This window comes from Mycobacterium sp. IDUB_39, from assembly GCF_055419205.1.
Genome location: NZ_JBVAXF010000004.1, coordinates 614,402 through 637,196 on the forward strand (window position 1 = coordinate 614,402; position 22,795 = coordinate 637,196).

Below are 22,795 nucleotides of genomic sequence, written 5' to 3' on the forward strand. Positions count from 1 at the left end.
GATCACTTGCTACCGCCGGGGCCGCCGGAGCTGCCGCCGGATCCGCCTGCCGGTGACCCGGGAGTGAATCCGGGCCCGAGGAAAATGAAGGCGCCCCCGTTGTATCCGGCGTCGACGTCCTCGATGTGGATGGTGCAGGGGCGGTTGCCGTCGGGCCCCACCGTCACGACATCGTCGTCATAGCGCAGGTACTCCTTGCCGCGGTCGGACGCGCGGGCCTCCGGCTTGTCCACGCCCGCGAGTTCATCGGCCACGGCCTGCGCCGACCCGCTGCACTCGTAGCGGTCACCGTCGGACGTCGTGGCGTAGTGCGGGTAGCGCTCGGCCACATGGGATTTGAGGTTCGGAAGCATCGACACCCCGATGACGAGGCACAGCAACGCTCCGGCGCCGAGCATCGCCGCCAGCAGGAAGAGGCCGCCGCGCGTCACGGGTACCACCGGCTCTCGGTGTGCACGACGGTTCCACCTGCATCCGACGGATACAGATGCCAGGTCTGCCAGTGCCAGCCGGTGCCGTCGGGGCTTGCGCGGATCGCCGTCAGTGCGGCGTCATCGCCGGGAAACGAGCCGCCGAGCCAGCCCTGATCCCGTGCGCAGCGGTCGCGGAGGTCGGCGGCCAGGGCGCGAAACGTCGCCTGGTCGTGGTCGACCGTGCTCGAGGTGAGCCGATAGCCCGGCGCATCGGCCTCGGTGGGCAGCGTCGAACGGTCGGTGTGCGCGGTGCACGAGATCTGCTCGGAGAAAACTGTGCCGGGATGTTCGACGGTGATGACGTGCGATGCCCCCAGAACACCCAATATCAGTGTGCCGCCGTCGGGATGGCGCAGTTGGTGGCTGGCCAGTGGCTCGGGCGCGGGGGCATTCAGTGACAGGCGCAGGCGCGCACCGCTGGTGTCGGCGGGGGTCACCGCGAGTTCGTGCAGTGGCACCGCCGTGTCCTAGGTGCCCGCCGGCGGCGCCGGGTAGACCGTGAGCTCACCCGGTAGCACCGTTCGGCCGAGGGAGATCTCCCAGCCCATTCCGTCCGCCCAGCGCTCGAAGCCCAGCAGGAGGGTCTCGTCGTCTCCTGCGTAGTCGACGAAGTCGACGTCACCACCTGCGGGCAGTCCCGTCGTGCCCTCGGTGGTGTAGGAGGCCCGACCGCGTTCGGACTCGCGGAACCGCACACCGTCGACGAGTTGCTCGCCGCCCGGTTCGAGACGAAGGTCGTTGCGGCGGGTCCAGGTGGCCAGCTCGAGTCGGCCCTCGTCCTCCTCGACGCTGAACCAGAGGGGTTCCCCGCCGCCGCCCTCGAGCAGGTGCTCCCACCAGACGAACGGTCCCTGGCGCAGGGTGACGCTACCGCGGACCACGTAGTCGACTCCGCCGTGGCTGACGATCGCGCCCGGGCCGAGTTCACGTGGGCCGAAACGCGGCATCTCGCCGAACTTGAGCGGATCCTGACGCTGCGCGGGTGCTTTCGGTGTCTTGGGCCGTCGGAATGCGATGACGGCGACGCCGACAGCGGCCACCAACAGCACGATGGCCAGGATGATGAGGAGTTCTCCCACGTGGTAAACCCCCTGCTACGTGGCCAATGGATTTCGTTCCACCGTAACAGCCTTGTGGGTGAGCGAAGTTCAGCGAATGATCGTCGCCACGATGCCCGCGAGGTAGCCCAACCGCGCCACCTCCGACGGGCGGAACTGAGGCCCACCCGGTCGGCCCAGCACCACCGCGGTGTGGTGATCGCCAAGCGGTGCGGCCGCCAGCGTGGTGTCCATATCGCGCAACACCTGAGGCAGCCAGTCGCCGGTGCCGTCGAGGGCCTCGGCGTGCTCCAGCGGGAGCCAGGGGGCCGATGTCGGCTGCGTCTCGGGCGCTCCGGCGCTACCCGCCAGGCGTTGCAGACCCGAATCGGTGAGTCGGAGCACCGTGCACCAGCCGACCCGCAACACCTTGGGCGCCTCATCGACGAGCACCTGCAGCTTGCTGTCTTTGCCCCGCGCGGCGGCGATGTGGTCGATCAGTTCGAGTTCGCGGTGGGCCTCGAGCAGTCCGGTGTGGGGTCTGATGCTGTCGACATAGACGCCGCTGAGGTTCTCCGCGGCCGTGATGAGCATGTCGGGCATGGCCCCGGCGGGAAGATCCACCACCAGGTCATCGATGGCGTAGCCCGGCGCACGCTCGACGACGTCGAGAGACAGGATGTCGGCGCCGACGGACCCGAGCGCCACGGCGAGCGACCCGAGGCTGCCCGGTCGGTCATCCAGCTGGACCCGCAGCAGATATGACGGCACGCGCATTACTGTTTCACACGCTGGCGGGGCCAGCACTTTCTCACAGCGACGCTGCCAGCACTCCGGCGCAGCCCGCACTCGACGCGGTGACTAGGCTTGCCAGTCGTGTCGCAGATATCCCGGGATGACATCGCCCACTTGGCGCGTCTTGCCCGGCTCTCCCTGACCGACGGCGAGCTGACTAGTTTCGCCGGCCAACTCGATGCCATCCTGGCCCACGTCGGCCAGATCCAGGCGGTGGACGTGACGGGCGTCGAGGCAACGGATAACCCGCTGTCCCGACGGGCAGAGCAGCAGCCCGGGGAGACCTCCGGGATCGTCAACGTCACGCGCCCCGACACTGTCGTACCCAGTCTGACCCAGGACGAGGCGCTATCGGGTGCCCCCAATGCGGTCGACGGTCGGTTCGCGGTGCCGAGAATCCTGGGAGAGGCCGAATGAGCGAGTTGATCCGCACCGACGCCGCGACGCTGGCGGCCCGGATAGCGGCCAAGGAGGTGTCCTCGACCGAGGTCACCCAGGCCCACCTGGACCAGATCGCCGCGACTGACGACAGCTACCACGCGTTCCTGCACGTCGCGGGCGAGCAGGCGTTGGCCACGGCCGGCCGCGTCGACGCCGCGCTGGCCGCCGGTGAGACACCAGCGTCGCCGCTGGCGGGGGTGCCGTTAGCACTCAAGGACGTCTTCACCACGACCGACATGCCGACGACGGCCGGGTCGAAGATCCTGGAGGGGTGGCGTTCGCCGTACGACGCGACCGTGACGGCTCGACTGCGTGCGGCGGGTATCCCGATCCTGGGCAAGACCAATATGGACGAGTTCGCCATGGGCAGCTCGACGGAGAACTCCGCCTACGGCCCCACCCGCAACCCGTGGAACGTCGAGCGCGTCCCCGGTGGTTCGGGTGGCGGCAGTGCGGCGGCCCTGGCGGCTTTCCAGGCGCCACTGGCCATCGGTACAGACACCGGCGGCTCCATCCGCCAGCCCGCCGCGCTGACCGCGACGGTCGGCGTCAAACCCACCTACGGCACGGTGTCGCGGTACGGGCTGATCGCCTGCGCGTCATCACTGGACCAGGGCGGACCATGCGCCCGCACGGTGCTCGACACGGCCCTGCTGCATCAGGTGATCGCGGGCCACGACCCGCGGGACTCGACATCGGTTGACGCCCCGGTGCCCGACGTCGTCGCCGCGGCGCGCGCCGGTGCCGGCGGTGACCTCAAGGGCGTCCGGGTCGGCGTGGTCAAGCAGCTGCGCAGCGGTGAGGGCTACCAGCCCGGCGTGCTGTCCTCGTTCGACGCCGCCGTTGACCAGCTCACCGCGCTGGGTGCCGAGGTGGTCGAGGTCGACTGCCCGCACTTCGACCACTCGATGGCCGCCTACTACCTGATCCTGCCCTCGGAGGTGTCCTCCAACCTGGCGCGGTTCGACGCGATGCGATTCGGCCTGCGTGTCGGCGATGACGGCACGCACAGCGCCGAGGAGGTGATGGCGCTGACGCGGGATGCCGGTTTCGGTCCAGAGGTCAAGCGCCGCATCATGATTGGTACCTATGCGCTGTCTGCAGGGTATTACGACGCGTACTACAACCAGGCGCAGAAGGTGCGCACGCTGATCGCGCGTGACCTTGACGCCGCCTACGAGCGCGTCGATGTGCTGGTCTCGCCTGCCACGCCCACCACGGCGTTCCCGTTGGGGGAGAAGGTCGACGATCCGCTGGCGATGTACCTCTTCGACCTGTGCACGTTGCCGTTGAACCTCGCCGGGCACTGCGGAATGTCGGTGCCATCGGGTCTTTCGCCGGACGACGGCCTGCCCGTCGGACTTCAGATCATGGCCCCCGCTTTGGCCGATGACCGGCTCTACCGCGTGGGAGCGGCATACGAGGCGGCGCGAGGTGCGTTGCCGACGGCGCTGTAGTCCTTCGGCGCATCCATCGACGGACTACCACGTGCGCTGACGCGCGGGGTTAGTTCGTTGTTGGTGGGGGTTGTGGTTGGAAGGGTTGGTACCACCACCAGTCGGCGCGTTCGCCGGTCGGCCCGGGATAGGGCGCTACCTCGGGTGGGTCTGTGGTCGGTGGGCGAGCAAGCGACGCCGCGTGCAGGTTTCGCCCCTCGTGATCGGTGATCACGAGCCGATGTGCGGGTCCGGTGATGGTGATCCCGCCGCGATGATGCAGCCGGTGGTGATACGGGCACACCAGTACCAGGTTGGCCAGCTCGGTCAGGCCACCGTCCTGCCAGTGGGTGATGTGATGGGCATGCAGACCACGGGTGGCCCCACACCCGGGCATCACACAGCAGCGGTCACGATGCTCCAGTGCGCGGCGTAGCCGCCGGTTGACCGTCCGGGTGGCTCGCCCCGACCCGATGACACGGCCGTGCTGTTGGAACCAGACCTCACAGGTCGCATCGCAGGTCAGGTAGCGGCGCTCGTCATCGGTGAGCAGTGGGCCCAGATGCAGTGCGGCCACGGGTGTCTCGACATCGACGTGCACGACCACGGTGGTGTGCTGGCCGTGCGGGCGACGCGCCACCTCGGCATCCCAACCCGCCTCGATCAGGCCCATGAATGCGTCGACCCCGTCGGGGAACGGCGGCACCTCAACCCCATCACCGTCCTGGTTGTCGTGGTCGTGTTTCCACGCCGCGATCTGCGCGTCACGATGAGAGGCCAGGGCGGCGTCGAACTTGGCGGCGTCCACGCGCGGTAACCGGATCCGCCACGTCGTGTACTCATCGTCGGGGCCGGCGGTCTTGGTGATGCAGCGCTGGGGTTCGGGCTTCGGATCGGGGTCGGGGCGCGGTTCGAGCTTGACCGCGGTGTGCAGTTGGCTGACCGTGGCCACAGCCGCCAGCTGCGCGTAGTGCTCATCAGAGCCCTCGGCTGCGCGCTCGGCGATGACCCCGACCTGATCCAGTGACAGCCTGCCCTCACGCATGCCCTCAGCGCAGCGCGGGAACTCCTCAAGCCGGTGGGCGACGGCGGCGATGGTGTGGGCGTTTCTCAGTGAGGTGCCGGTCTTCCAGGCCACCAACGCCGGGATCGACTTCGCACCGGTGGACCCGCACAAGTCGTCGCGGTCCAACTCCGCCACGATCTCCACCACACGACTGTCGATGGCGTTGCGCTGACCGGACAGTTCGGCCAACTCCTCGAACAACACCTCAAGACGCTCATCGGGACGCAGCTGCTCGCCGGCCAAAGAGGCTGCGGCTGAAGACATAACTCCATTATCGCAACGGGGTCCGACATTGATGATGGGCCCACAACTCGCCGACCCAGCATCCCAACTGCAGTTGTTGATAATGCAAGAAAGTTGGGATCGGTAGCCGGCAGCACTCGGACAGGATGACCGTGAACCGAACACCCCCAGGAGGTGATGTGCTGATGATCGATCAGGTGATCGAGATGTCCACCCGCGCAATCGCAGAGGGATACGGGTATCTGATCGTGTTGGCCGCGGCGGCGGTCTTCGGGGTGGTCTGGCGGATCGCGACGACGCCCCGCCGGCGCGCGGTGACCGAACCCATCAGCGCGACCGAGCTGGCCTTCCTGCGGTCAGACGTCGCTCCGGTGGTGACCGCGCTGGCGGGTCTGCGCGCCGCAGGGCTTATCAACGGGAACAGACGGGTGGACCGCGCGGTGCAGGCCGGCCCCGAGATCGACCCGTTCACCGGCCAGGTGTTGGAGCAGGCCGCCACCGATTCCAAGCACACCGTGTCGGGCCTGTTCGATGCCTCACGGGGCGACCTGCTCGCCCTGGAGCGAGGACTGAGCCGGCGCGGGCTGGTCCGGAGCCGTGCTAAACGGGCCCGGATGCGCTGGGGAACGGCACCGTCGGTGCTGGTGCTGGCCTTCGGGGTCGGCTACTGCGTGTACATGGGGATTCAGCTGTTCGATCACCCCGACAGCGCGGTGCGGTTCGCGGTGGTCTGCGTCGCCACGGTCCTGTATGCGGCGGTGGTGCTTCCCGTGCTGCTCGCGGTGAACCGACTGACCCGGGCGGGTCGCCGTCTGCTGGAGGCCGAGCAAGAACGCCTGAGCTACTTGAAGCCAGCCGAGCGCCCGGCCTTCGCCACCTACGGTCCGGCGGCGGTTGCGTTGTCGGTCGCGCTGTTCGGCACCGGCGCACTGTGGGCGATCGATACCGACTACGCGACCTCGGTGGAAGTGGCTGGGGACTCCTCGGGCGGGACCGACGGGGCCGGGTGCGGCGCGTCCTGCGGGGGCGATGGCGGTGGTGGCTGCGGCGGCGGCGGATGCGGTGGTGGTTGCGGCGGCGGGTGCGGCGGATGACGACCGCGACCCGCACCGTGCCCGCGTTGGGCGACATAGGCCTGGGCTGGCGCCGCGAGATCGCCGGAGTCATCGCCGATCTGCGGCCCGGCTTCTGCGAGGTGATCGCCGAGTCGGTGCCGATGCGCCGCCGCGGGGTACGACCGGATCCCGCCCTGGCAGAGCTGGTGGCACGTGGGGTGCCGGTCATCCCGCACGGCGTCGCACTGTCACTTGGCGGTGTGGAACCGATGCAGCCCGCACGGGTGCGACGGCTGGCGGCGTGTGCGGAGACACTCGACGCCCCGATGGTCAGCGAGCACATCGCGTTCGTCCGGGCAGGCGGGATCGAGGCAGGCCATCTGCTGCCAGTGCCTCGCACCCGAGAGGCGCTGGACGTGCTGGCGCGCAACATCGAACGCACCCGCAGCGAGCTGGATGTGCCGCTGGCAGTGGAGAACATCGCGGCGTTCGTGGAGTGGCCGGAATCCAATCTCAGCGAATCGGAGTTCCTCACCGAGTTGGTGCAGCGCACCGGAGTACTGCTGGTGCTGGATGTGGCGAACGTCTACGCCAACGCCCGCAACCGCGGGCTCGATCCGCAACGGGAGCTGGCGCGGCTACCGGTTGAGCGGGTCGCCTACAGCCACGTCGCGGGCGGACACCAGCGCGATGGCATCTATCACGACACCCACACCGACCGGACTCCGCCGGAGGTGTTGGAACTGGTCACGGCATTGCGTGAGCGGGTGGACTCGCCGTTCATGCTGGAGCGCGACGGACTGTACCCGCCGGCTGCGGAACTGTTCGACGAGCTGGACGCGATCGCCGCGGCTGCGGGGGCCGCGCCGATCACCAGCGGAGCCCGGAAGGTGTGGAGATGACCGGGCACGACACGTTGGCGCGACGTCAGGAGGCTCTGGTGTGGGCGCTGGTGGCTGGGGGCCCGGTGCCGGACGGTTTCGATCCAGCGGCCGTGGCCGCGGCCGGCGAGGTGTGCCGCCACAAGCGGGATGCGCATTCGCGTACCGCCGTTCGTCGGCCCCGGTGGTGGGCTCGGCTGAGGAGATGACGATGACCGGTTTCGGGCTCTCCGGCTAGCTCTGGCGGGCTAGTCGGTAAATCACCCCGTAGGGGGAGTGCTTCGTGGTCAATCCGTCCTACATTTGGTCAGTGGACAAGCCCAGGGGATTCAAGAGTTGGATGCGGAGCGGGCACTGGACGGCGTGGTTTCTCTTCGCCGTCACCGGGATCCTCTACGCGGTGGCCTGGCCGACGCTGTTCCTGACACACCAGGTACCGGCGGAGCTGGCCCCGATCGTGGCGGCATTCGCCGCGTTCCCGCTCCTGCTCATTCTGGTCAATCCGCTTCTGGGATGGTCGATTTCGGCCGCATCGGCGGTATTGATACCGCTGATATTCGACAGGCTGCCGGGCTGGAGTTATCCGTGGCAGGTGGTGCACCTCCTCGAACTGCTGGTGCTGATCGTCGCGGTGGCCTGGACCCGTTCGCTGCCGACTGTGCTCAAGGTGTGGCTGGCGTCGGCGGTGCTGTTCCTCATCGCGATGCCTGCTGACGCGGACGCCGGCTGGGCTTTCGGTGTCACCGCCATCGTGTTCGCGGTACTGCTGGTGCGCTGGTTGGTGCTATCGCGCCGGCAGGTCGCCGCGCTGGAGGAGGTCAGCGAGCTGGAGCGGGCCAAGCGGACGGTGTTGCAGGAGCGCACCAGAATTGCGCGCGACCTCCACGACATCGTCGCTCACCACATGTCGATGGTGGTGGTGTCGGCGCAGACCGCGCCGTATCGCCATACCGATGTGCCGCCGAGTCTGCAGGCCGAGTTCGAGACGATCGCCGCGACCGGTCGCCAGGCGCTCAATGAGATCCGCGGCCTGCTCGGGGTGCTGCGCAGCGACGCCGAACTGGCCGAGCTGGCACCCGCCCCGACGCTGGCGGACCTGCCCGATCTGTTCACCTCGACACAGCGTGCCGGCGTTCCCCTGACGTGGCAGTTCGACGGTTCGACGGCGTTGGTGGGGGAGCTGATCGGGGCGACCGCGTACCGGATCGTGCAGGAATGCCTGGCGAACGCGTCGCGGCACGCGCCGGGTTCTCCTGTGGTCGCCGAGGTCATCGTCACCACCGATGGCGTGGGTATCGAGGTCCGCAACAGGATGGTGACGGCATCGGCGGAACCCGGTCTGGGCATTGCCGGAATGCGGGAACGGGCCGCTGCGGTCGGCGGCACGGTCGCCGTGCACGATGCCGACGGAGAGTTCGTGGTCTGGACTTATCTGCCAAGCGTCCCAGCCGCGTTGATCGCCGGTTAGCGTTTACGGGGTGTCCGGCCCGATCGATCCTGCGACGTCCGGCGCGCCGATGATCACCGCCTTCATCGCCGATGACCAGGCGATGGTTCGTCAGGGGTTCGGCGCGCTGCTCAACGCGCAACCCGATATCCGCGTGCTCGGTGATGCGGCCAACGGGCGTGACGCGGTGACGGGCGTGTGTGAGCTGGTGCCCGACGTGGTGTTGATGGACGTGCGCATGCCCGAGCTGAACGGCTTGGATGCCGCGCGCGAGATTCTGGCGCAGACCACCTCGAAGGTGCTCATGCTGACCACGTTCGACATCGACGACTACGTCTATTCCGCGTTACGTGCGGGTGCCAGTGGTTTCCTGCTGAAGGATGCGCCAGCCGAGGAACTCATCCGCGCCGTGCGAGTCGTCCACGCCGGCGAGGCGCTGCTCGCGCCATCGGTCACCCGCAGGCTCATCACCGACCTGGTGAGTCGGCGTCCCGCCCCACGTCGTAATGCCGAGCAGCTGGCGCGGCTGACCCCGCGGGAGACCGAGGTTCTTGAACTGATGGCCCGCGGATTGTCCAACGCCGAGATCGCCACCGAGTTGTTCGTGTCCGAGGAGACCGTGAAAACCCATGTCGGCAAGGTGTTTTCGAAACTAGGCCTCCGAGACCGGGCGCAGGCCGTGGTGATCGCGTACGAATCCGGTCTGGTGTCCCCGTTTGCCCGTTGAGCGGCTGTCAAGCCCCGACTGGACGAAGCTGGCAAGATCGTGGGTCGGCGGATACGAGGAGCGGAATAAAGCATGCGGATCGGAGTTCTCACCGGTGGCGGTGACTGTCCTGGCCTGAACGCGGTGATCCGGGCGGTGGTACGGACATGTGACGCGCGCTACGGCTCGACCGTGGTGGGGTTCCAGGACGGCTGGCGGGGCCTGTTGGAGGACCGCCGCGTCCAGCTGCGCAACGACGACCGCAACGACCGGCTGCTGGGCAAAGGCGGCACGATGCTCGGCACCGCGCGGGTCAACCCCGACGCGCTGCGGGCAGGTCTGGACCAGATCAAGCAGACGCTAGAGAACAACGGCATCGACGTGCTGATCCCCATCGGCGGTGAGGGCACACTGACCGCGGCGCACTGGCTGTCCGAGGAGAACGTTCCCGTCGTCGGCGTGCCCAAGACCATCGACAACGACATCGACTGCACCGACGTCACTTTCGGCCACGACACCGCACTGCAGGTGGCCACCGACGCGATCGACCGGCTGCACAGCACCGCCGAGTCCCATCAGCGGGTGATGCTGGTCGAGGTCATGGGCCGGCACGCAGGCTGGATCGCGCTGAACGCCGGGTTGGCCTCGGGCGCGCACATGACGCTGATCCCCGAGCAGCCGTTCGACGTCGAGGAGGTCTGCCGACTGGTCAAGCAGCGCTTCATCCGCGGCGACTCGCACTTCATCTGTGTCGTGGCCGAGGGTGCCAAACCCGCCCAGGGTTCGATGCAGCTACGTGACGGCGGTATCGACGAGTTCGGTCACGTTCGCTTCACCGGTGTGGCCCAGCAGCTCGCCGTCGAGATCGAGAAGCGGATCAACAAGGAGGTTCGCACCACGGTGCTCGGTCACGTGCAACGCGGCGGAACTCCCACCGCCTATGACCGGGTGCTGGCGACGCGGTTCGGGGTGAACGCCGCCGACGCCGCGCACGCGGGCGAATACGGGATGATGGTGTCGCTGCGTGGACAGGACATCGGCCGCGTGCCGCTTGCCGACGCCGTGCGACAGCTCAAGCTGGTGCCGCAGAGCCGCTACGACGACGCCGCGGAGTTCTTCGGCTGAGTTGCCCCAGCGCAGCGGACTGCTGGCGAGGGGAAGTGTGCCACTCATTAGGATTGGCGCCATGACTGCCGCCCCCGCCGAGCTCCTCACCTACGACGAGGTCATCTCGCGCTATGACCCGGTGATGGGGATGGAGGTCCACGTCGAGCTGTCGACTGCGACCAAGATGTTCTGTGGCTGCGCCAATGAGTTCGGCGGCGAGCCCAACACGCAGGTGTGCCCGGTGTGCCTTGGCCTGCCAGGCGCGCTGCCCGTGCTGAACAACGCCGCGGTCGAATCGGCCATCCGGATCGGGCTGGCGCTGAACTGCCGGATCGCCCCGTGGGGCCGGTTCGCCCGCAAGAACTACTTCTACCCGGACCAGCCGAAGAACTACCAGATCAGTCAGTACGACGAGCCGATCGCCATCGACGGCTACCTCGACGTCCCGCTCGAGGACGGTACGACGTGGCGAGTCGAGATCGAGCGCGCCCACATGGAGGAGGACACCGGCAAGCTGACCCACCTGGGCAGCGACACCGGCCGCATCGAGGGCGCGACGACGTCGCTGCTGGACTTCAACCGGTCCGGTGTTCCCCTGGTCGAGATCGTCACCAAGCCGATCGAGGGCACCGGGGAACGCGCACCGGAGATCGCCCGTGCGTACGTCACCGCGCTGCGGGACCTGCTGCGTGCGCTGGGTGTCTCGGACGTGCGGATGGACCAGGGCTCGATGCGCTGTGACTCCAACCTGAGCCTGCGCCCCGTCGGCACGACCGAGTTCGGTACCCGCACCGAAACCAAGAACGTCAACTCGCTCAAGAGCGTCGAGGTGGCTGTCCGATACGAGATGCGGCGTCAGGCAGCGGTTCTCGAGTCCGGCGGCCGGATCGTCCAGGAGACCCGGCACTTCCACGAGGACGGACACACCACCTCGGGGCGCAGCAAGGAGACCGCGGAGGACTACCGCTACTTCCCCGAACCCGACCTCGAACCCGTCGCGCCAAGCGATGAGTGGGTCGAACGGCTTCGGGCGACCATCCCGGAGTTTCCGTGGTTGTCGCGCAAGCGAATCCAGGACGAGTGGGGCATCTCGGATGAGGTGATGCGCGACCTGGTCAACAACGGTGCCATCGATCTTGTCGCGGCGACGGTCGAACAGGGCGCCTCCAGTGAGTCCGCCCGCGCCTGGTGGGGAAACTTCCTGGTGCAGAAGGCCAACGAGGCACAGGTGGAACTCGACGCGCTGGCGATCACTCCCGCGCAGGTTGCCGCGGTGGTCAAACTCGTCGATGAGGGCAAGCTGTCGAACAAGTTGGCCCGACAGGTTATCGAGGGTGTGCTCGCCGGCGAGGGCGAACCCGAGCAGGTGATGGCCGACCGGGGACTGGCAGTGGTCCGTGACGACTCGGTGATCCAGGCCGCCGTCGACGAGGCGCTGGCAGCCAATCCTGATGTGGCGGAGAAGATCCGCGGTGGCAAGGTCCAGGCGGCCGGTGCGATAGTCGGCGCAGTCATGAAAACCACCAAGGGACAGGCCGACGCGGCGCGGGTGCGCGAGCTGGTCCTAGCGGCCTGTAGCTAGGCATGACGTCTCCAGCCACCCTGCCCACGGCGCCGGCTGAACTCGCCGCCCTCTACGCGTATCCGGCGGAACCGCCGGGCGGCTGTCTGGTCCGCGCGAACATGGTGTCGTCGTTGGACGGGGCGTCCGCCCTGAAGGGCACCTCGACCGCGCTGGGGTCGCCGGGTGACAAGGCCGTCTTCGATGTGCTGCGCGGGCTCGCCGATGTGGTGCTGGTGGCTGCGGGCACGGTGGCCGCCGAGCACTACGGCCCCGCGGAACCGAACGCCGCCCTCGCCGGGCAGCGGGAGGCCTGCGGGCAGCGGCCTGCACCGGTTCTCGCGGTCGTCACGGGCAGGTTGAGCCTGGACCCCGAGTCGCCGGTGGCCCGAGCCCCCGGCACCCTGGTTCTCACGTGTGCCACCGCACCCGAGGATCGCCGACGTGCCCTGGTGGCCGCCGGCGCCGACGTCATCGACTGCGGTACGGACACGGTCGATCTGCACGAGGCATTGCGGATTCTCGCCGAACGTGGACTCTGGCGTGTGCTGTGCGAGGGCGGCCCGTCCCTGCTGGGGTCGATGGTGGTCGACGACCTGCTCGACGAGATCTGCCTGACCTACAGCCCCCACCTGGTGGGCGGCGAGGGCGGCCGGATACTGCACTCATCGGTCGAGAACGACGGGCCGCCGATGCAACCGGTCCACGTCCTCGGTGACGACGGGGGATTCCTCTACACACGCTGGCGGCGCAGCACAGGCGAAGGCACGGTGATAGTGCGATGAAGGTTGCTGATCTGGTGTACCGCCTGCTGGCTAAACCGCTGCGGCTGCTATCGCTGCGGTCGATCGTCATCGTCGGGCAGCTCAGCGTCATCATCCTGGTGCTGGTCCTCGGCGTCTGGGTGTGGGTCGGCGTCACCAACGACCAGTACAACCAGCTGGATCGGCGGTTGGACTCGTTGAGCAGCCTCGGCGATGTCAACACGCTGATTCGCAGCGCACAGGATCCCGGCCAGGGGCCGGAGCCGACGGAGAGCGGTCTGGTGCGCACGGCGCGTATCGGTCCCACCACGGTGTCCATCCCCGCCGACGTCGTCCTGCCGGAGCTGCCCAACGGCTACGCCTTCACCACAATCGACGGCGTCGAGTACCGGGTGCGCACCATCACGACGGGCATCGCGTCGATCGCGCTCGGGGCGCCGACGGCCGAGACCCAGGCTGCCGTCGACGCGCTGCACTGGCGCGTCTTCTGGATCTGTGCGGGCGTGATCGTCGGGACGCTGCTGGTGGGCTGGGTGATCGCGCTGATCATGGTCAACCCGTTCCGCATGCTGGCACGCCAGGCGCGTGCCATCAACGCGCAGTCCAACCCCGACGAGGTTCAAGTGCGCGGGGTGTGGGAGGCCGTGGAGATCTCCGAGGCCGTCGAGGGCATGCTGGCCCGCATCGGTGACGAGCAACAGCGCACCCGTGCCGCGCTCGAGTCAGCGCGCGACTTCGCCGCCGTGGCCTCGCACGAACTGCGGACACCGCTGACCGCCATGCGCACCAACCTTGAGGTGCTCTCGACGCTGGATCTTGGCGCCGAGCAGCGCAATGAGGTGATCGGCGACGTCATGCGCACGCAGGGCCGGATCGAGGCGATGCTGACGGCGCTGGAGCGCCTTGCCCAGGGTGAACTCACCACGGCCGACGACTTCGTCCCGGTGGACGTCACCGATCTGCTCGACAGGGCCGCGCATGACGCGATGCACAACTTCCCGGGCGTGGACGTCTCGCTGGCGTCCTCGACGACGGTGCTGATGCTGGGGTTGCCCGCGGGGCTGCGTCTGGTCATCGACAACGCCATCGCCAACGCCGTGAAACACGGTGACGCCAGCCAGGTCCGGCTCAGCGTGCTCAGCTCGGCGCACGGTGTCGAGATCACCGTCGACGACGACGGTTCCGGAGTTCCCGAGGAGGAGCGCGCCGAGGTCTTCGAGCGGTTCCACCGCGGCACGACGGCCTCGCGTTCGGGCTCGGGCCTGGGACTGGCCCTGGTCGCCCAGCAGGCCGAACTGCACGGTGGGACGGCCTCGCTGGAGGTCAGCCCGATGGGCGGAACCCGGTTGATGCTGCGACTGCCCGGGCCGCAACAGCAACAGCAACCGCCGCGCTGACTCTGTCTGTCTTCTAGGTCTTCTCGTCGCTGCTGCGCGGGAAGCCGCCCTGCGGGAACAGTGGGAACACGACGTCGTCGAAGTTCTCGGCGTCACCGACCGTTTTATTGATGGTCGCGCCCCACACGTTGCCGTCGGGTGACAGCTGCAGCGCCCACACGTGTCCGCGCAGGTCCTGACGGACCACCTCGGGGTCGCCCGTCACCGCTCCGGTGTCGGGGGCCAGCCGGACCGCGACGGTCTGCTTGGTGTTGACAAGGTTGACCAGCACGGTGCCGTCCTGAGCGGCGCAGCCCGCCACACCGGGACGGTCGGACCACGACCAGACCGTCGAGACCTTGGAGTCCTTGGTGATGCGCTGCAACCGGTCACCGGTGGGTGTGCGGTCGGTGACGTACAGCGATCCGTCGGAGGGGTCGGTGCACAGCCCGCCTGCGCCACCCAGGCCGCTCAGCGCGGTGGTCTGGGGTGCCTGGTTGACCGTGGTGGGCTGCTCGATGCGGAGGAGCTTGCCGGCCAGCGAAGCCGGGTCGCCGCCAGCGGCGGGGTCGCCCGCGTCGCCGGTGAGCACCGTCAGGGTGGTGGGGCTAGTGAAGATCAGCGCACCGCTGTTGCCGACCGCGCCCTTCGGAATGCCGGTCAGGATGGGCTTGGGCACGTCACCGTCGGCGATGCGGATCACCCGGTTGTCGGTGGGGGTGCTGACGTAGGCGTACATCAGGCGATCCTGCGTGTAGGTGGGGGACAGCACGATGTCCAGCAGCCCGCCGTCGCCCGCGGGGTCGACAGGGATAACCACCTTGACCTTGGGTTCGGCGTTCACGGCGACTTCCTTGACCGCGCCGGTCACCCGTTCGGCGACAAGGGCGGACTTGCTGTCCTTGCCCATAATCAGCCCGCTGGTGCTCTCCAGGCAGCCCTGCATCACCCCTGGCGCGGGACACGCCTTCGGGAACGGCTCGCCCGGCAGCGGCGGTGGCGGCGGAGGGGTCGTGCTCGACCCGGGCGCCATCTCCGGATCAGTGGTGAAGGGCTCGGACTGTGCGGAGTCGAAGCGCGCACATCCGGACCCGACCAGCAACGCGGTGCACACCAGCACCAGCACACCAAGCATCTGCCGGCGCAATGTCATGCTGGCCAGGTTACGGATCGTCATGCAGTCCTCGCCACGTCGGGCAGTGCGAACCGGCGTGTCACGGCTGTGCAACGGCAACCGAACGCGCCGCGCCAATCCACGATTCGCGGGTAACTAGCACTTACGCTGAGTTTCGTGACCAGTACCTCTCACGACCCGCGCGCTTGGCAGAGACCAGAAGGTCTCGAAGGCTCGGCCGTTCGGCCCGCGTCGGCACGCCTGGTCGACCCCGAAGACGACGTCCCCTCGACCTACGGTGGCGGCGACACCTCGTCCACCTACAGTGATGCCCTGCCGACCTACGGCGAGGGCGAGACCACCGCGATACCGCGCTACGACTCCACACCGCAGCAGTCCGCATACGGCCTGCTCGGCGAGCCCGAGCCGCTGCCATACGTCCAGCCCGGCGGCCGGCACTCCACTCACCAGGCCGAACCCACAGAGGTTGGCACCGATCCCGTGCTGGACGACCGCGTGCGCGCAGCGGGGCGACGTGGCACACAGGATCTCGGCCTGATGCTGCTGCGCGTCGGTCTGGGCGCACTGTTCATCGCGCACGGCCTGCAGAAGGCGTTCGGCTGGTGGGGCGGCGCTGGCCTGAACGGTTTCGAGCAGTCGCTGGCAGACCTGGGCTACCAGCACGCCGGACTTCTGACCTACGCGGGCGTGGGCGCCCAGGTCGCGGTCGGCGTCCTGTTGGTACTCGGGCTCTTCACGCCGTTGGCTGCCGCCGGCGCGCTGGCCTACCTGGTCAACTCCCTGCTGGCCGCCGTCGTCGCGCAGCAGGACTCGGGGTACTTCCCGTTCTTCCTGCCCGAGGGCCACGAATACCAGGTCACGCTGATCGTCGTGGCCGCCGCGCTGTGCCTGACCGGTCCTGGCCGCTACGGGTTCGACGCAGGGCGCGGGTGGGCTCGCAGGCCGTTCATCGGATCGCTGGCGGCACTGCTGCTCGGTCTCGGCGTGGGCATCGCCGTGTGGGCGCTGCTCAACGGTGTCAACCCGCTGGCGTAGCGCTCACAGCCCTACTCGTAGGGGTTGGGTACGCGGCCGCCGCTGGCGGCGGTCAATTCCGGCAGTGTCGCGAAGGTCACCGCGGGCAACCGGAACTCAGTGCCGTCCTTGAGGCACGCCAGTGCCCAGGACCGCCTGTCGAAACGCAGCCCGTCGATATCCGTCCACGGCACCGTGCGGCTACCGAACAAGGTGCGGGCGGTCACAGTGTTCCGGTCGGCGATGGTGCGGTAGCGGACGATCGCGAAGGACACGAGCACCGGCACGATCAGGATCGCGGTGAACCACTTCGGCTCGGCCAGCACCAGGCTCAGCGCCGCGAGCGTGAGGAACCCAACGCCCAGGTGGGCCATCGGCGAGATCTTGATGACGAGCGGCTGGCTGGTGGAAGGACCGGACCCGTCATTCGCTGCATTCACCCGACCATCCTTGCACTCCTGGGGAATTTGACCATTGACCTGTGCGAGGACTACCGTCGTCAGCTATGTACACGATCGGCATGCTCGTAGTAATTGGTTCGCGCGTTGGTGCGTAACCCGGCCTGAGTGATCAGTCAGGAGGCCTACGAGCACCGACGCGCACCCTCGTACAGCGGAAGCTGACGGGGGTTTTTTGTTGCCCCAGAACACGACCAGCACGACCGACCAGCCAACGAACAGACTGAAGAGGACACCGTGAGCGCACCGACCACGCGATCGCCGGAACCCACGCACCAGAGCAATGGCACACCGGCCGTTGCGTCAGCGCCTGTTTCTCAGCCGAGAACGGTTGCCCCGCAACAGATGACCGGTGCGCAGGCAGTGATCAGATCGCTCGAGGAACTCGATGTCGACGTGATCTTCGGCATCCCCGGTGGCGCGGTTCTGCCGGTGTACGACCCGCTTTTCGACTCGGAGAAGCTGCGCCACGTGTTGGTCCGCCATGAGCAGGGCGCCGGACACGCCGCCAGCGGGTACGCGCACGCGACCGGCAAGGTCGGCGTGATGATGGCGACGTCGGGTCCCGGCGCCACCAACCTGGTCACGCCGCTGGCCGACGCGCAGATGGACTCGATCCCCGTGGTCGCCATCACCGGTCAGGTCGGCCGCGGTCTCATCGGCACAGACGCCTTCCAGGAAGCCGACATCTCCGGCATCACCATGCCGATCACCAAGCACAACTTCCTGGTCCGCAACGGTGACGACATCGCCCAGATGATCGCCGAGGCCTTCCACATCGCGCGCTCCGGTCGGCCCGGCGCCGTCCTCGTCGACATCCCGAAGGACGTGCTGCAGGCACAGTGCACGTTCAGCTGGCCGCCGGTGTTCGACCTGCCGGGGTACAAGCCCAACACCAAGCCCCACAGCAGGCAGATCCGTGAGGCCGCCAAGCTGATCGCCGCGGCCAGCAAGCCCGTGCTGTACGTCGGCGGTGGCATCATCCGCGGCGCGGCCAGCGAGGAACTGCTCAAGCTGGCCGAGCTGACCGGCATCCCCGTCGTCACCACCTTGATGGCGCGGGGCGCGTTCCCGGACTCCCATTCGCAGAACCTCGGCATGCCCGGTATGCACGGCACCGTGGCCGCTGTCGGCGCCCTGCAGCGCAGCGATCTGCTGATCGCGCTGGGCACTCGGTTCGACGACCGAGTGACCGGCCAGCTGTCGTCGTTCGCACCCGAGGCCAAGGTCATCCACGCCGATATCGACCCGGCTGAGATCGGCAAGAACCGGCACGCCGACGTCCCGATCGTGGGTGACGTCAAGGCCGTCATCACCGATCTGATCGAGGCGTTGGCCAAGAACGGCACGTCCGAGGCCACGCTGAACATCGGCGGGTGGTGGGAGTACCTGCGCGACATGCAGTCCACCTACCCGCTGAGCTACGGGCCGCAGAGCGACGGCAGCCTGAGTCCCGAGTACGTCATCGAGACGCTGGGCCGGATCGTCGGACCGGATGCGGTGTACGCGGCGGGTGTTGGCCAGCACCAGATGTGGGCCGCCCAGTTCATCAAGTACGAGAATCCGAAGACGTGGCTGAACTCGGGTGGCCTCGGCACCATGGGCTACGCGGTGCCCGCGGCGATGGGTGCCAAGTTCGGCCGCCCCGAGGCCGAGGTGTGGGCGATCGACGGTGACGGCTGCTTCCAGATGACCAATCAGGAACTCGCCACGTGTGCGGTCGAGGGCGCACCCATCAAGGTGGCGCTGATCAACAACGGCAACCTGGGCATGGTCCGGCAGTGGCAGACACTCTTCTACGAGGAGCGCTACAGCCAGACGAATCTGTCCACGCACAGCCACCGCATCCCCGACTTCGTCAAGCTGGCCGAGGCGCTTGGCTGCGTCGGATTGCGTTGCGAGCGTGCCGAAGACGTCGAGGATGTGATCAACCAGGCGCGGGCCATCAACGACCGCCCGGTGGTCATCGACTTCATCGTGGGCGCCGATGCGCAGGTGTGGCCGATGGTCGCCGCAGGCACCAGTAACGACGAGATCATGGCGGCGCTCAACATCCGGCCGCTGTTCGACAACGAGGAACAGGTCTAATGACAACGACGACGCACACTCTGTCGGTGCTGGTCGAGGACAAGCCCGGCGTGCTCGCGCGCGTCGCGTCGCTGTTCTCGCGGCGCGGCTTCAACATCCAGAGCCTCGCCGTTGGTGCCACCGAGCAGAAACACTTGTCCCGCATGACGATCGTGGTGGCCGTCGAGGACTCCGCGCTCGAACAGATCACCAAACAGCTCAACAAGCTCATCAACGTGATCAAGATCGTCGAGCAGGACGAGGACAACTCGGTGTCGCGTGAGCTGGCACTGATCAAGGTGCGCGCCGATGCCACTACCCGCGGTCAGATCATCGAGACGGTGAACCTGTTCCGCGCAAAGGTGGTTGACGTGTCGGCGGAGTCGATGGTCGTGGAGGCCACCGGCACGTCGGGCAAGCTGGAGGCGCTGTTGAACCTCCTCGAGCCGTACGGTGTCCGCGAGATCGCACAGTCCGGCATGGTGACGCTCTCCCGCGGTCCCCGCGGCATGGGCGCCAAGTAACGCACTTTTTCATCGCAACGTTCCAATGCAACACGAAACAGAGAAGGAATATCGAAGTGGCAGTTGAGATGTTTTACGACGACGACGCGGACCTGTCGATCATCGCGGGCCGCAAGGTCGCCGTGATCGGCTACGGCAGCCAGGGTCACGCGCACTCGCTGAGCCTGCGCGACTCCGGCGTGCAGGTGAAGGTGGGCCTCAAGGAGGGCTCGAAGTCACGCGAGAAGGTCACCGAGCAGGGCCTCGAGGTCGACACCCCGGCTGAGGTCGCCAAGTGGGCCGACGTCATCATGCTGCTGGCGCCCGACACCGCGCAGGCAGAGATCTTCAAGAACGACATCGAGCCGAACCTGGAGGACGGCAACGCGCTGTTCTTTGGCCACGGCCTCAACATCCACTTCGGTCTGATCAAGCCGCCGGCCAACGTCACCATCGGCATGGTTGCGCCGAAGGGCCCCGGCCACCTCGTGCGTCGTCAGTTCGTCGACGGCAAGGGCGTGCCCTGCCTGATCGCCGTCGACCAGGACCCCAAGGGTGAGGGACAGGCGCTGGCGCTGTCCTACGCCAAGGCCATCGGCGGCACCCGCGCGGGCGTCATCAAGACCGACTTCAAGGAAGAGACCGAGACCGACCTGTTCGGTGAGCAGGCCGTGCTGTGCGGCGGCACCGAGGAACTGGTCAAGGCCGGTTTCGAGATCATGGTCGAGGCGGGCTACGCCCCCGAGATGGCCTACTTCGAGGTGCTGCACGAGCTCAAGCTGATCGTCGACCTGATGTACGAAGGTGGCATCGCCCGGATGAACTACTCGGTGTCTGACACCGCGGAGTTCGGCGGTTACATCTCAGGTCCGCGCGTCATCGACGAGGGCACCAAGGAGCGGATGCGCGCCATCCTCAAGGACATTCAGGACGGCACCTTCGTCAAGCGCCTGGTCGCGAACGTCGAGGGCGGCAACAAGGAACTCGAGGCACTGCGCAAGGAGAACGCCGAGCACCCGATCGAGGTCACCGGCAAGAAACTGCGCGACCTGATGAGCTGGGTCGATCGGCCGATCACCGAGACCGCTTAGTCTCACCACGAATTCGGCGCGTTCAGCCGCGGTCACCGCGGCTGAACGCGCCGAAATCGCTCTCTAGGCAACCAGCCGGGAAGTGACCTGCACGACGCGACGCGCCAGGTGGTCGAGGGCGTTGGAGGTGGCGTCGTCGAATTCGCTGATGTTGTCCCGGCTGGCGATAAGGCTGGCGCCGTACGGGTTGCCGTCGACGAACTTGAGCGCATCGGTGTAGCCCGGCGCCACGATGATGCCGCCGAAGTGCATGAGCGTGACGTACAACGTGAGCAGGGTGGTTTCCTGACCGCCGTGCGCCGTGTTCGACGAGGTGAAGCCCGCGTAGACCTTGTCCGCCAGCTTGCCCTCCGACCACAGACCACCCAGCGAGTCGATGAACGTGCGGAATTGCGCTGTCACCGAACCGAATCGCGTGGGAGACCCGAATATCACCGCATCGGCCCAGACGATGTCATCACCGGTGGCGGCGGGCAGATCCCTGGTGGCCTCGTAGTTGGCCGTCCACGCCGGGTTCCCGGCGAACGACTCCGGGTCAAGCGTCTCGGCGATGTGCCGCAACCTGACCTCGGCGCCCGCAGCCGTGGCCGCCGCCTCGATTCGTTTCGCCATCGTGGTGCCGTGCCCCGTGGCGGAGTAGTAGATGATCGCGAGTTTCGTCATACCTCGAGCCAAACACGTCGGCGAGGGCTACGGGGCCAGTGCGGGAACCTTCTTGATGCCGAATTCACGGCGCAGCACGGTGCGCGCGGCGTAGTAGCCAGCCATACCGTGCACGCCGCCGCCGGGCGGGGCCGCTGACGAGCACAGGTAGGCCTTCGGGATCGGCGTCGTCCACGGGTTCCACTGCAGGGCGGGGCCGGTCAACGCGCTGAACATGTTGTTACCGCCGACACCGATGTCGCCGCCGACGAGGTTGGCGTTGTGATGGGACAGCTGCGCTGCGGGCACGCTGCGCACGCCCAGCACGATGTCGCGGAACCCCGGGGCGAGGCGCTCGAACACGCGGGTCACGGTCTCGGCCATGTCAACGGTTGATCCAGACGGCACGTGGGCGTAGGTCCACAGCGGGCGTCGTCCCTGCCTGTCGATGCGGCCGGGATCGGCGACATGGGGCAGCGCCGCGAGCACCATCGGCCAGTCGGCGTGGCGTCCGTGGGCGATCTGACTCTCGGCCAATGCCATCTGGGCGCGGCTGCCTCCGAGGTGAAGCGTGGGGGCAAGGGCCAATCGTGAGTCGCGCCACGGGATCTCGTCGGACAAGACGAAATCGACCTTGGCGACTCCCGGGCCGTACCGGTAGCGACGCAACGCCTTCGCGTAGCTCTCGGGGATGGCGTCACCGTAGATCCGGAGCAGCGCGGTCGGCGCGGTGTCATACAGCACGACTCCACCGGGCGGGCTGCTCACCTCCTCGCCGACGACGAGTTCGCCGCCGTGCGCGCGCAGGTCGGCGATCAGTGCGTCAGGGATGGCTTGGGAGCCGCCGACAGGAATGGGCCAGCCCACCGCGTGGGCGAGGGTGGCCAGCATCAGTCCGGCACCCGAGGACACCAGTGACGGCATCTGCGAGATCGTGTGCGCCGCAACGCCGCTGAATAACGCTCGGGCGTCCTCGCCCCGCAGTGAGCGCCACAGCGGGGTGCCCTGGGCCAGCAGCCGGGGCGCAACCCGAAGGGCGGCGGGGATGGACGGCGGTATCGAGCGCTTGTCGCCGAGCATCAGACCGACCACCCCGTGGCAGTCGGCCGTCAGCGGGCCCAGCAGTCTGCGCCATGACGCCCCGTCGTCGAGTTCGGCGCACGTGCGTTCGATGTCGAGGTAGCCGACGGCGGCGGGGCGGTCGGGCAGTGGGTTGGCGTAGGAGACGTCCGGGACGGCCAGGGTGACACCGCGGGCCGGCAGATCGAACTCGGCGAAGAACGGCGACGCCAGCGCAAGCGGGTGCACCGCCGAGCAGATGTCGTGGTGAACATCACCGAACTCGGGGTCGGCGAGGGTGCGCGCGCCACCCCCCGCCGTGGGCTGTGCCTCGATGACCCGCACCGACAAGCCGGCACGGGCACAGATCACGGCTGCGCTCAGCCCATTGGGTCCACTCCCGACGATGGTGATGTCCACTCGTCGATTACAGCCCAT

24 protein-coding genes are annotated in these 22,795 nt (G+C 67.7%); 15 read left to right on the forward strand and 9 right to left on the reverse strand.

Going from position 1 to position 22,795, the window contains the following annotated elements:
- Positions 1-2: 2 nt before the first annotated feature.
- The 4 genes from ACZY0X_RS18330 to ACZY0X_RS18345 all read right to left on the reverse strand — a co-directional run bounded on the left by ACZY0X_RS18330 (position 3) and on the right by ACZY0X_RS18345 (position 2,281).
- Positions 3-431, reverse strand: a complete 429-nt coding sequence (locus ACZY0X_RS18330) for a DUF4247 domain-containing protein (protein ID WP_463772375.1) — start codon at positions 429-431, stop codon at positions 3-5.
- Complete coding sequence (locus ACZY0X_RS18335) at positions 428-931, reverse strand: DUF2617 family protein (protein ID WP_463772377.1); 504 nt, start codon at positions 929-931, stop codon at positions 428-430. Before ACZY0X_RS18335 ends, ACZY0X_RS18330 begins: the two co-directional genes overlap by 4 nt.
- 9 nt (positions 932-940) lie before the next feature.
- On the reverse strand, positions 941-1,552 hold the full coding sequence (locus tag ACZY0X_RS18340; protein ID WP_463772378.1) for a DUF4178 domain-containing protein: 612 nt from the start codon (positions 1,550-1,552) through the stop codon (positions 941-943).
- Between the two features lie 69 nt (positions 1,553-1,621).
- Positions 1,622-2,281, reverse strand: a complete 660-nt coding sequence (locus tag ACZY0X_RS18345; RefSeq protein WP_463772380.1) for an ACT domain-containing protein — start codon at positions 2,279-2,281, stop codon at positions 1,622-1,624.
- Between the two features lie 105 nt (positions 2,282-2,386).
- Between ACZY0X_RS18345 and gatC the strand changes: the two genes are divergently transcribed.
- Complete coding sequence (gatC, locus tag ACZY0X_RS18350) at positions 2,387-2,722, forward strand: Asp-tRNA(Asn)/Glu-tRNA(Gln) amidotransferase subunit GatC (RefSeq protein ID WP_463772381.1); 336 nt, start codon at positions 2,387-2,389, stop codon at positions 2,720-2,722.
- Complete coding sequence (gatA, locus tag ACZY0X_RS18355; protein WP_463772383.1) at positions 2,719-4,203, forward strand: Asp-tRNA(Asn)/Glu-tRNA(Gln) amidotransferase subunit GatA; 1,485 nt, start codon at positions 2,719-2,721, stop codon at positions 4,201-4,203. Before gatC ends, gatA begins: the two co-directional genes overlap by 4 nt.
- A gap of 49 nt (positions 4,204-4,252) precedes the next feature.
- Here gatA and ACZY0X_RS18360 read toward each other — a convergent pair whose 3' ends face one another.
- Positions 4,253-5,512: an HNH endonuclease signature motif containing protein gene (locus ACZY0X_RS18360; RefSeq protein ID WP_463772384.1), complete on the reverse strand. Its 1,260-nt coding sequence runs from the start codon at positions 5,510-5,512 to the stop codon at positions 4,253-4,255.
- Between the two features lie 164 nt (positions 5,513-5,676).
- Between ACZY0X_RS18360 and ACZY0X_RS18365 the strand changes: the two genes are divergently transcribed.
- The 9 genes from ACZY0X_RS18365 to ACZY0X_RS18405 all read left to right on the forward strand — a co-directional run bounded on the left by ACZY0X_RS18365 (position 5,677) and on the right by ACZY0X_RS18405 (position 14,409).
- On the forward strand, positions 5,677-6,585 hold the full coding sequence (locus ACZY0X_RS18365) for a TIGR04222 domain-containing membrane protein (protein WP_463772498.1): 909 nt from the start codon (positions 5,677-5,679) through the stop codon (positions 6,583-6,585).
- Positions 6,582-7,448 carry an MbnB/TglH/ChrH family RiPP precursor modification enzyme gene (locus ACZY0X_RS18370; RefSeq protein WP_463772385.1) on the forward strand — a complete coding sequence of 289 codons (867 nt, stop codon included), beginning with the start codon at positions 6,582-6,584 and terminating at the stop codon, positions 7,446-7,448. The genes ACZY0X_RS18365 and ACZY0X_RS18370 overlap by 4 nt, the downstream gene beginning before the upstream one ends.
- The gene (locus tag ACZY0X_RS18375) at positions 7,445-7,636 is read left to right on the forward strand and encodes a hypothetical protein (RefSeq protein ID WP_463772386.1); all 192 of its coding nucleotides are present in this window, start codon (positions 7,445-7,447) and stop codon (positions 7,634-7,636) included. The genes ACZY0X_RS18370 and ACZY0X_RS18375 overlap by 4 nt, the downstream gene beginning before the upstream one ends.
- 101 nt (positions 7,637-7,737) lie before the next feature.
- A complete protein-coding gene (locus tag ACZY0X_RS18380) occupies positions 7,738-8,895 on the forward strand; it encodes a sensor histidine kinase (protein WP_463772387.1) in 1,158 nt (385 codons plus the stop codon).
- Between the two features lie 49 nt (positions 8,896-8,944).
- Complete coding sequence (locus ACZY0X_RS18385) at positions 8,945-9,601, forward strand: response regulator (RefSeq protein ID WP_463772500.1); 657 nt, start codon at positions 8,945-8,947, stop codon at positions 9,599-9,601.
- Positions 9,602-9,673: 72 nt separating this feature from the next.
- Positions 9,674-10,705 carry an ATP-dependent 6-phosphofructokinase gene (locus ACZY0X_RS18390; protein ID WP_463772388.1) on the forward strand — a complete coding sequence of 344 codons (1,032 nt, stop codon included), beginning with the start codon at positions 9,674-9,676 and terminating at the stop codon, positions 10,703-10,705.
- 61 nt (positions 10,706-10,766) lie between these two features.
- On the forward strand, positions 10,767-12,269 hold the full coding sequence (gene gatB, locus ACZY0X_RS18395) for an Asp-tRNA(Asn)/Glu-tRNA(Gln) amidotransferase subunit GatB (protein WP_463772389.1): 1,503 nt from the start codon (positions 10,767-10,769) through the stop codon (positions 12,267-12,269).
- Positions 12,270-12,271: 2 nt separating this feature from the next.
- The gene (locus ACZY0X_RS18400; protein ID WP_463772391.1) at positions 12,272-13,033 is read left to right on the forward strand and encodes a pyrimidine reductase family protein; all 762 of its coding nucleotides are present in this window, start codon (positions 12,272-12,274) and stop codon (positions 13,031-13,033) included.
- Entirely contained in the window at positions 13,030-14,409 is a 1,380-nt protein-coding gene (locus ACZY0X_RS18405) for a sensor histidine kinase (protein WP_463772393.1), read from the forward strand. Before ACZY0X_RS18400 ends, ACZY0X_RS18405 begins: the two co-directional genes overlap by 4 nt.
- Before the next feature lie 13 nt (positions 14,410-14,422).
- On the opposite strand, the gene ACZY0X_RS18410 is transcribed toward ACZY0X_RS18405, so the two are convergent.
- The gene (locus ACZY0X_RS18410; protein ID WP_463772501.1) at positions 14,423-15,541 is read right to left on the reverse strand and encodes a PQQ-dependent sugar dehydrogenase; all 1,119 of its coding nucleotides are present in this window, start codon (positions 15,539-15,541) and stop codon (positions 14,423-14,425) included.
- Positions 15,542-15,679: 138 nt separating this feature from the next.
- On the opposite strand from ACZY0X_RS18410, the gene ACZY0X_RS18415 reads away from it, so the two are divergent.
- Positions 15,680-16,558, forward strand: a complete 879-nt coding sequence (locus ACZY0X_RS18415) for a DoxX family protein (RefSeq protein ID WP_463772394.1) — start codon at positions 15,680-15,682, stop codon at positions 16,556-16,558.
- Between the two features lie 11 nt (positions 16,559-16,569).
- On the opposite strand, the gene ACZY0X_RS18420 is transcribed toward ACZY0X_RS18415, so the two are convergent.
- Complete coding sequence (locus ACZY0X_RS18420; protein WP_463772503.1) at positions 16,570-16,911, reverse strand: PH domain-containing protein; 342 nt, start codon at positions 16,909-16,911, stop codon at positions 16,570-16,572.
- A 321-nt stretch (positions 16,912-17,232) separates the two neighbouring features.
- Between ACZY0X_RS18420 and ACZY0X_RS18425 the strand changes: the two genes are divergently transcribed.
- The 3 genes from ACZY0X_RS18425 (at position 17,233) to ilvC (ending at position 20,656) form a co-directional block, all read left to right on the forward strand.
- Positions 17,233-19,083 carry an acetolactate synthase large subunit gene (locus ACZY0X_RS18425; protein WP_463772395.1) on the forward strand — a complete coding sequence of 617 codons (1,851 nt, stop codon included), beginning with the start codon at positions 17,233-17,235 and terminating at the stop codon, positions 19,081-19,083.
- Positions 19,083-19,586: an acetolactate synthase small subunit gene (gene ilvN, locus ACZY0X_RS18430; RefSeq protein WP_463772397.1), complete on the forward strand. Its 504-nt coding sequence runs from the start codon at positions 19,083-19,085 to the stop codon at positions 19,584-19,586. Before ACZY0X_RS18425 ends, ilvN begins: the two co-directional genes overlap by 1 nt.
- A 68-nt stretch (positions 19,587-19,654) precedes the next feature.
- Positions 19,655-20,656, forward strand: a complete 1,002-nt coding sequence (ilvC, locus tag ACZY0X_RS18435) for a ketol-acid reductoisomerase (protein ID WP_463772504.1) — start codon at positions 19,655-19,657, stop codon at positions 20,654-20,656.
- Positions 20,657-20,719: 63 nt separating this feature from the next.
- Here ilvC and wrbA read toward each other — a convergent pair whose 3' ends face one another.
- Both wrbA and ACZY0X_RS18445 read right to left on the reverse strand, forming a co-directional pair.
- Positions 20,720-21,319, reverse strand: a complete 600-nt coding sequence (gene wrbA / locus ACZY0X_RS18440; RefSeq protein ID WP_463772398.1) for an NAD(P)H:quinone oxidoreductase — start codon at positions 21,317-21,319, stop codon at positions 20,720-20,722.
- 27 nt (positions 21,320-21,346) lie between these two features.
- Entirely contained in the window at positions 21,347-22,777 is a 1,431-nt protein-coding gene (locus tag ACZY0X_RS18445; RefSeq protein WP_463772400.1) for a phytoene desaturase family protein, read from the reverse strand.
- Positions 22,778-22,795: the final 18 nt, after the last annotated feature.

Excerpts from the sequence above, each read along its gene's own strand:
- gatA (WP_463772383.1), top strand. The coding sequence starts at position 2,719 with ATGAGCGAGTTGATCCGCACCGACGCCGCGACGCTGGCGGCCCGGATA.
- ACZY0X_RS18360 (WP_463772384.1), bottom strand. The coding sequence starts at position 5,512 with ATGTCTTCAGCCGCAGCCTCTTTGGCCGGCGAGCAGCTGCGTCCCGAT.
- ACZY0X_RS18365 (WP_463772498.1), top strand. The coding sequence starts at position 5,677 with ATGATCGATCAGGTGATCGAGATGTCCACCCGCGCAATCGCAGAGGGA.
- ACZY0X_RS18370 (WP_463772385.1), top strand. The coding sequence starts at position 6,582 with ATGACGACCGCGACCCGCACCGTGCCCGCGTTGGGCGACATAGGCCTG.
- ACZY0X_RS18375 (WP_463772386.1), top strand. The coding sequence starts at position 7,445 with ATGACCGGGCACGACACGTTGGCGCGACGTCAGGAGGCTCTGGTGTGG.
- ACZY0X_RS18385 (WP_463772500.1), top strand. The coding sequence starts at position 8,945 with ATGATCACCGCCTTCATCGCCGATGACCAGGCGATGGTTCGTCAGGGG.
- ACZY0X_RS18390 (WP_463772388.1), top strand. The coding sequence starts at position 9,674 with ATGCGGATCGGAGTTCTCACCGGTGGCGGTGACTGTCCTGGCCTGAAC.
- gatB (WP_463772389.1), top strand. The coding sequence starts at position 10,767 with ATGACTGCCGCCCCCGCCGAGCTCCTCACCTACGACGAGGTCATCTCG.
- ACZY0X_RS18400 (WP_463772391.1), top strand. The coding sequence starts at position 12,272 with ATGACGTCTCCAGCCACCCTGCCCACGGCGCCGGCTGAACTCGCCGCC.
- ACZY0X_RS18405 (WP_463772393.1), top strand. The coding sequence starts at position 13,030 with ATGAAGGTTGCTGATCTGGTGTACCGCCTGCTGGCTAAACCGCTGCGG.
- ACZY0X_RS18410 (WP_463772501.1), bottom strand. The coding sequence starts at position 15,541 with ATGACATTGCGCCGGCAGATGCTTGGTGTGCTGGTGCTGGTGTGCACC.
- ACZY0X_RS18420 (WP_463772503.1), bottom strand. The coding sequence starts at position 16,911 with ATGGCCCACCTGGGCGTTGGGTTCCTCACGCTCGCGGCGCTGAGCCTG.
- ilvN (WP_463772397.1), top strand. The coding sequence starts at position 19,083 with ATGACAACGACGACGCACACTCTGTCGGTGCTGGTCGAGGACAAGCCC.
- ilvC (WP_463772504.1), top strand. The coding sequence starts at position 19,655 with ATGTTTTACGACGACGACGCGGACCTGTCGATCATCGCGGGCCGCAAG.
- wrbA (WP_463772398.1), bottom strand. The coding sequence starts at position 21,319 with ATGACGAAACTCGCGATCATCTACTACTCCGCCACGGGGCACGGCACC.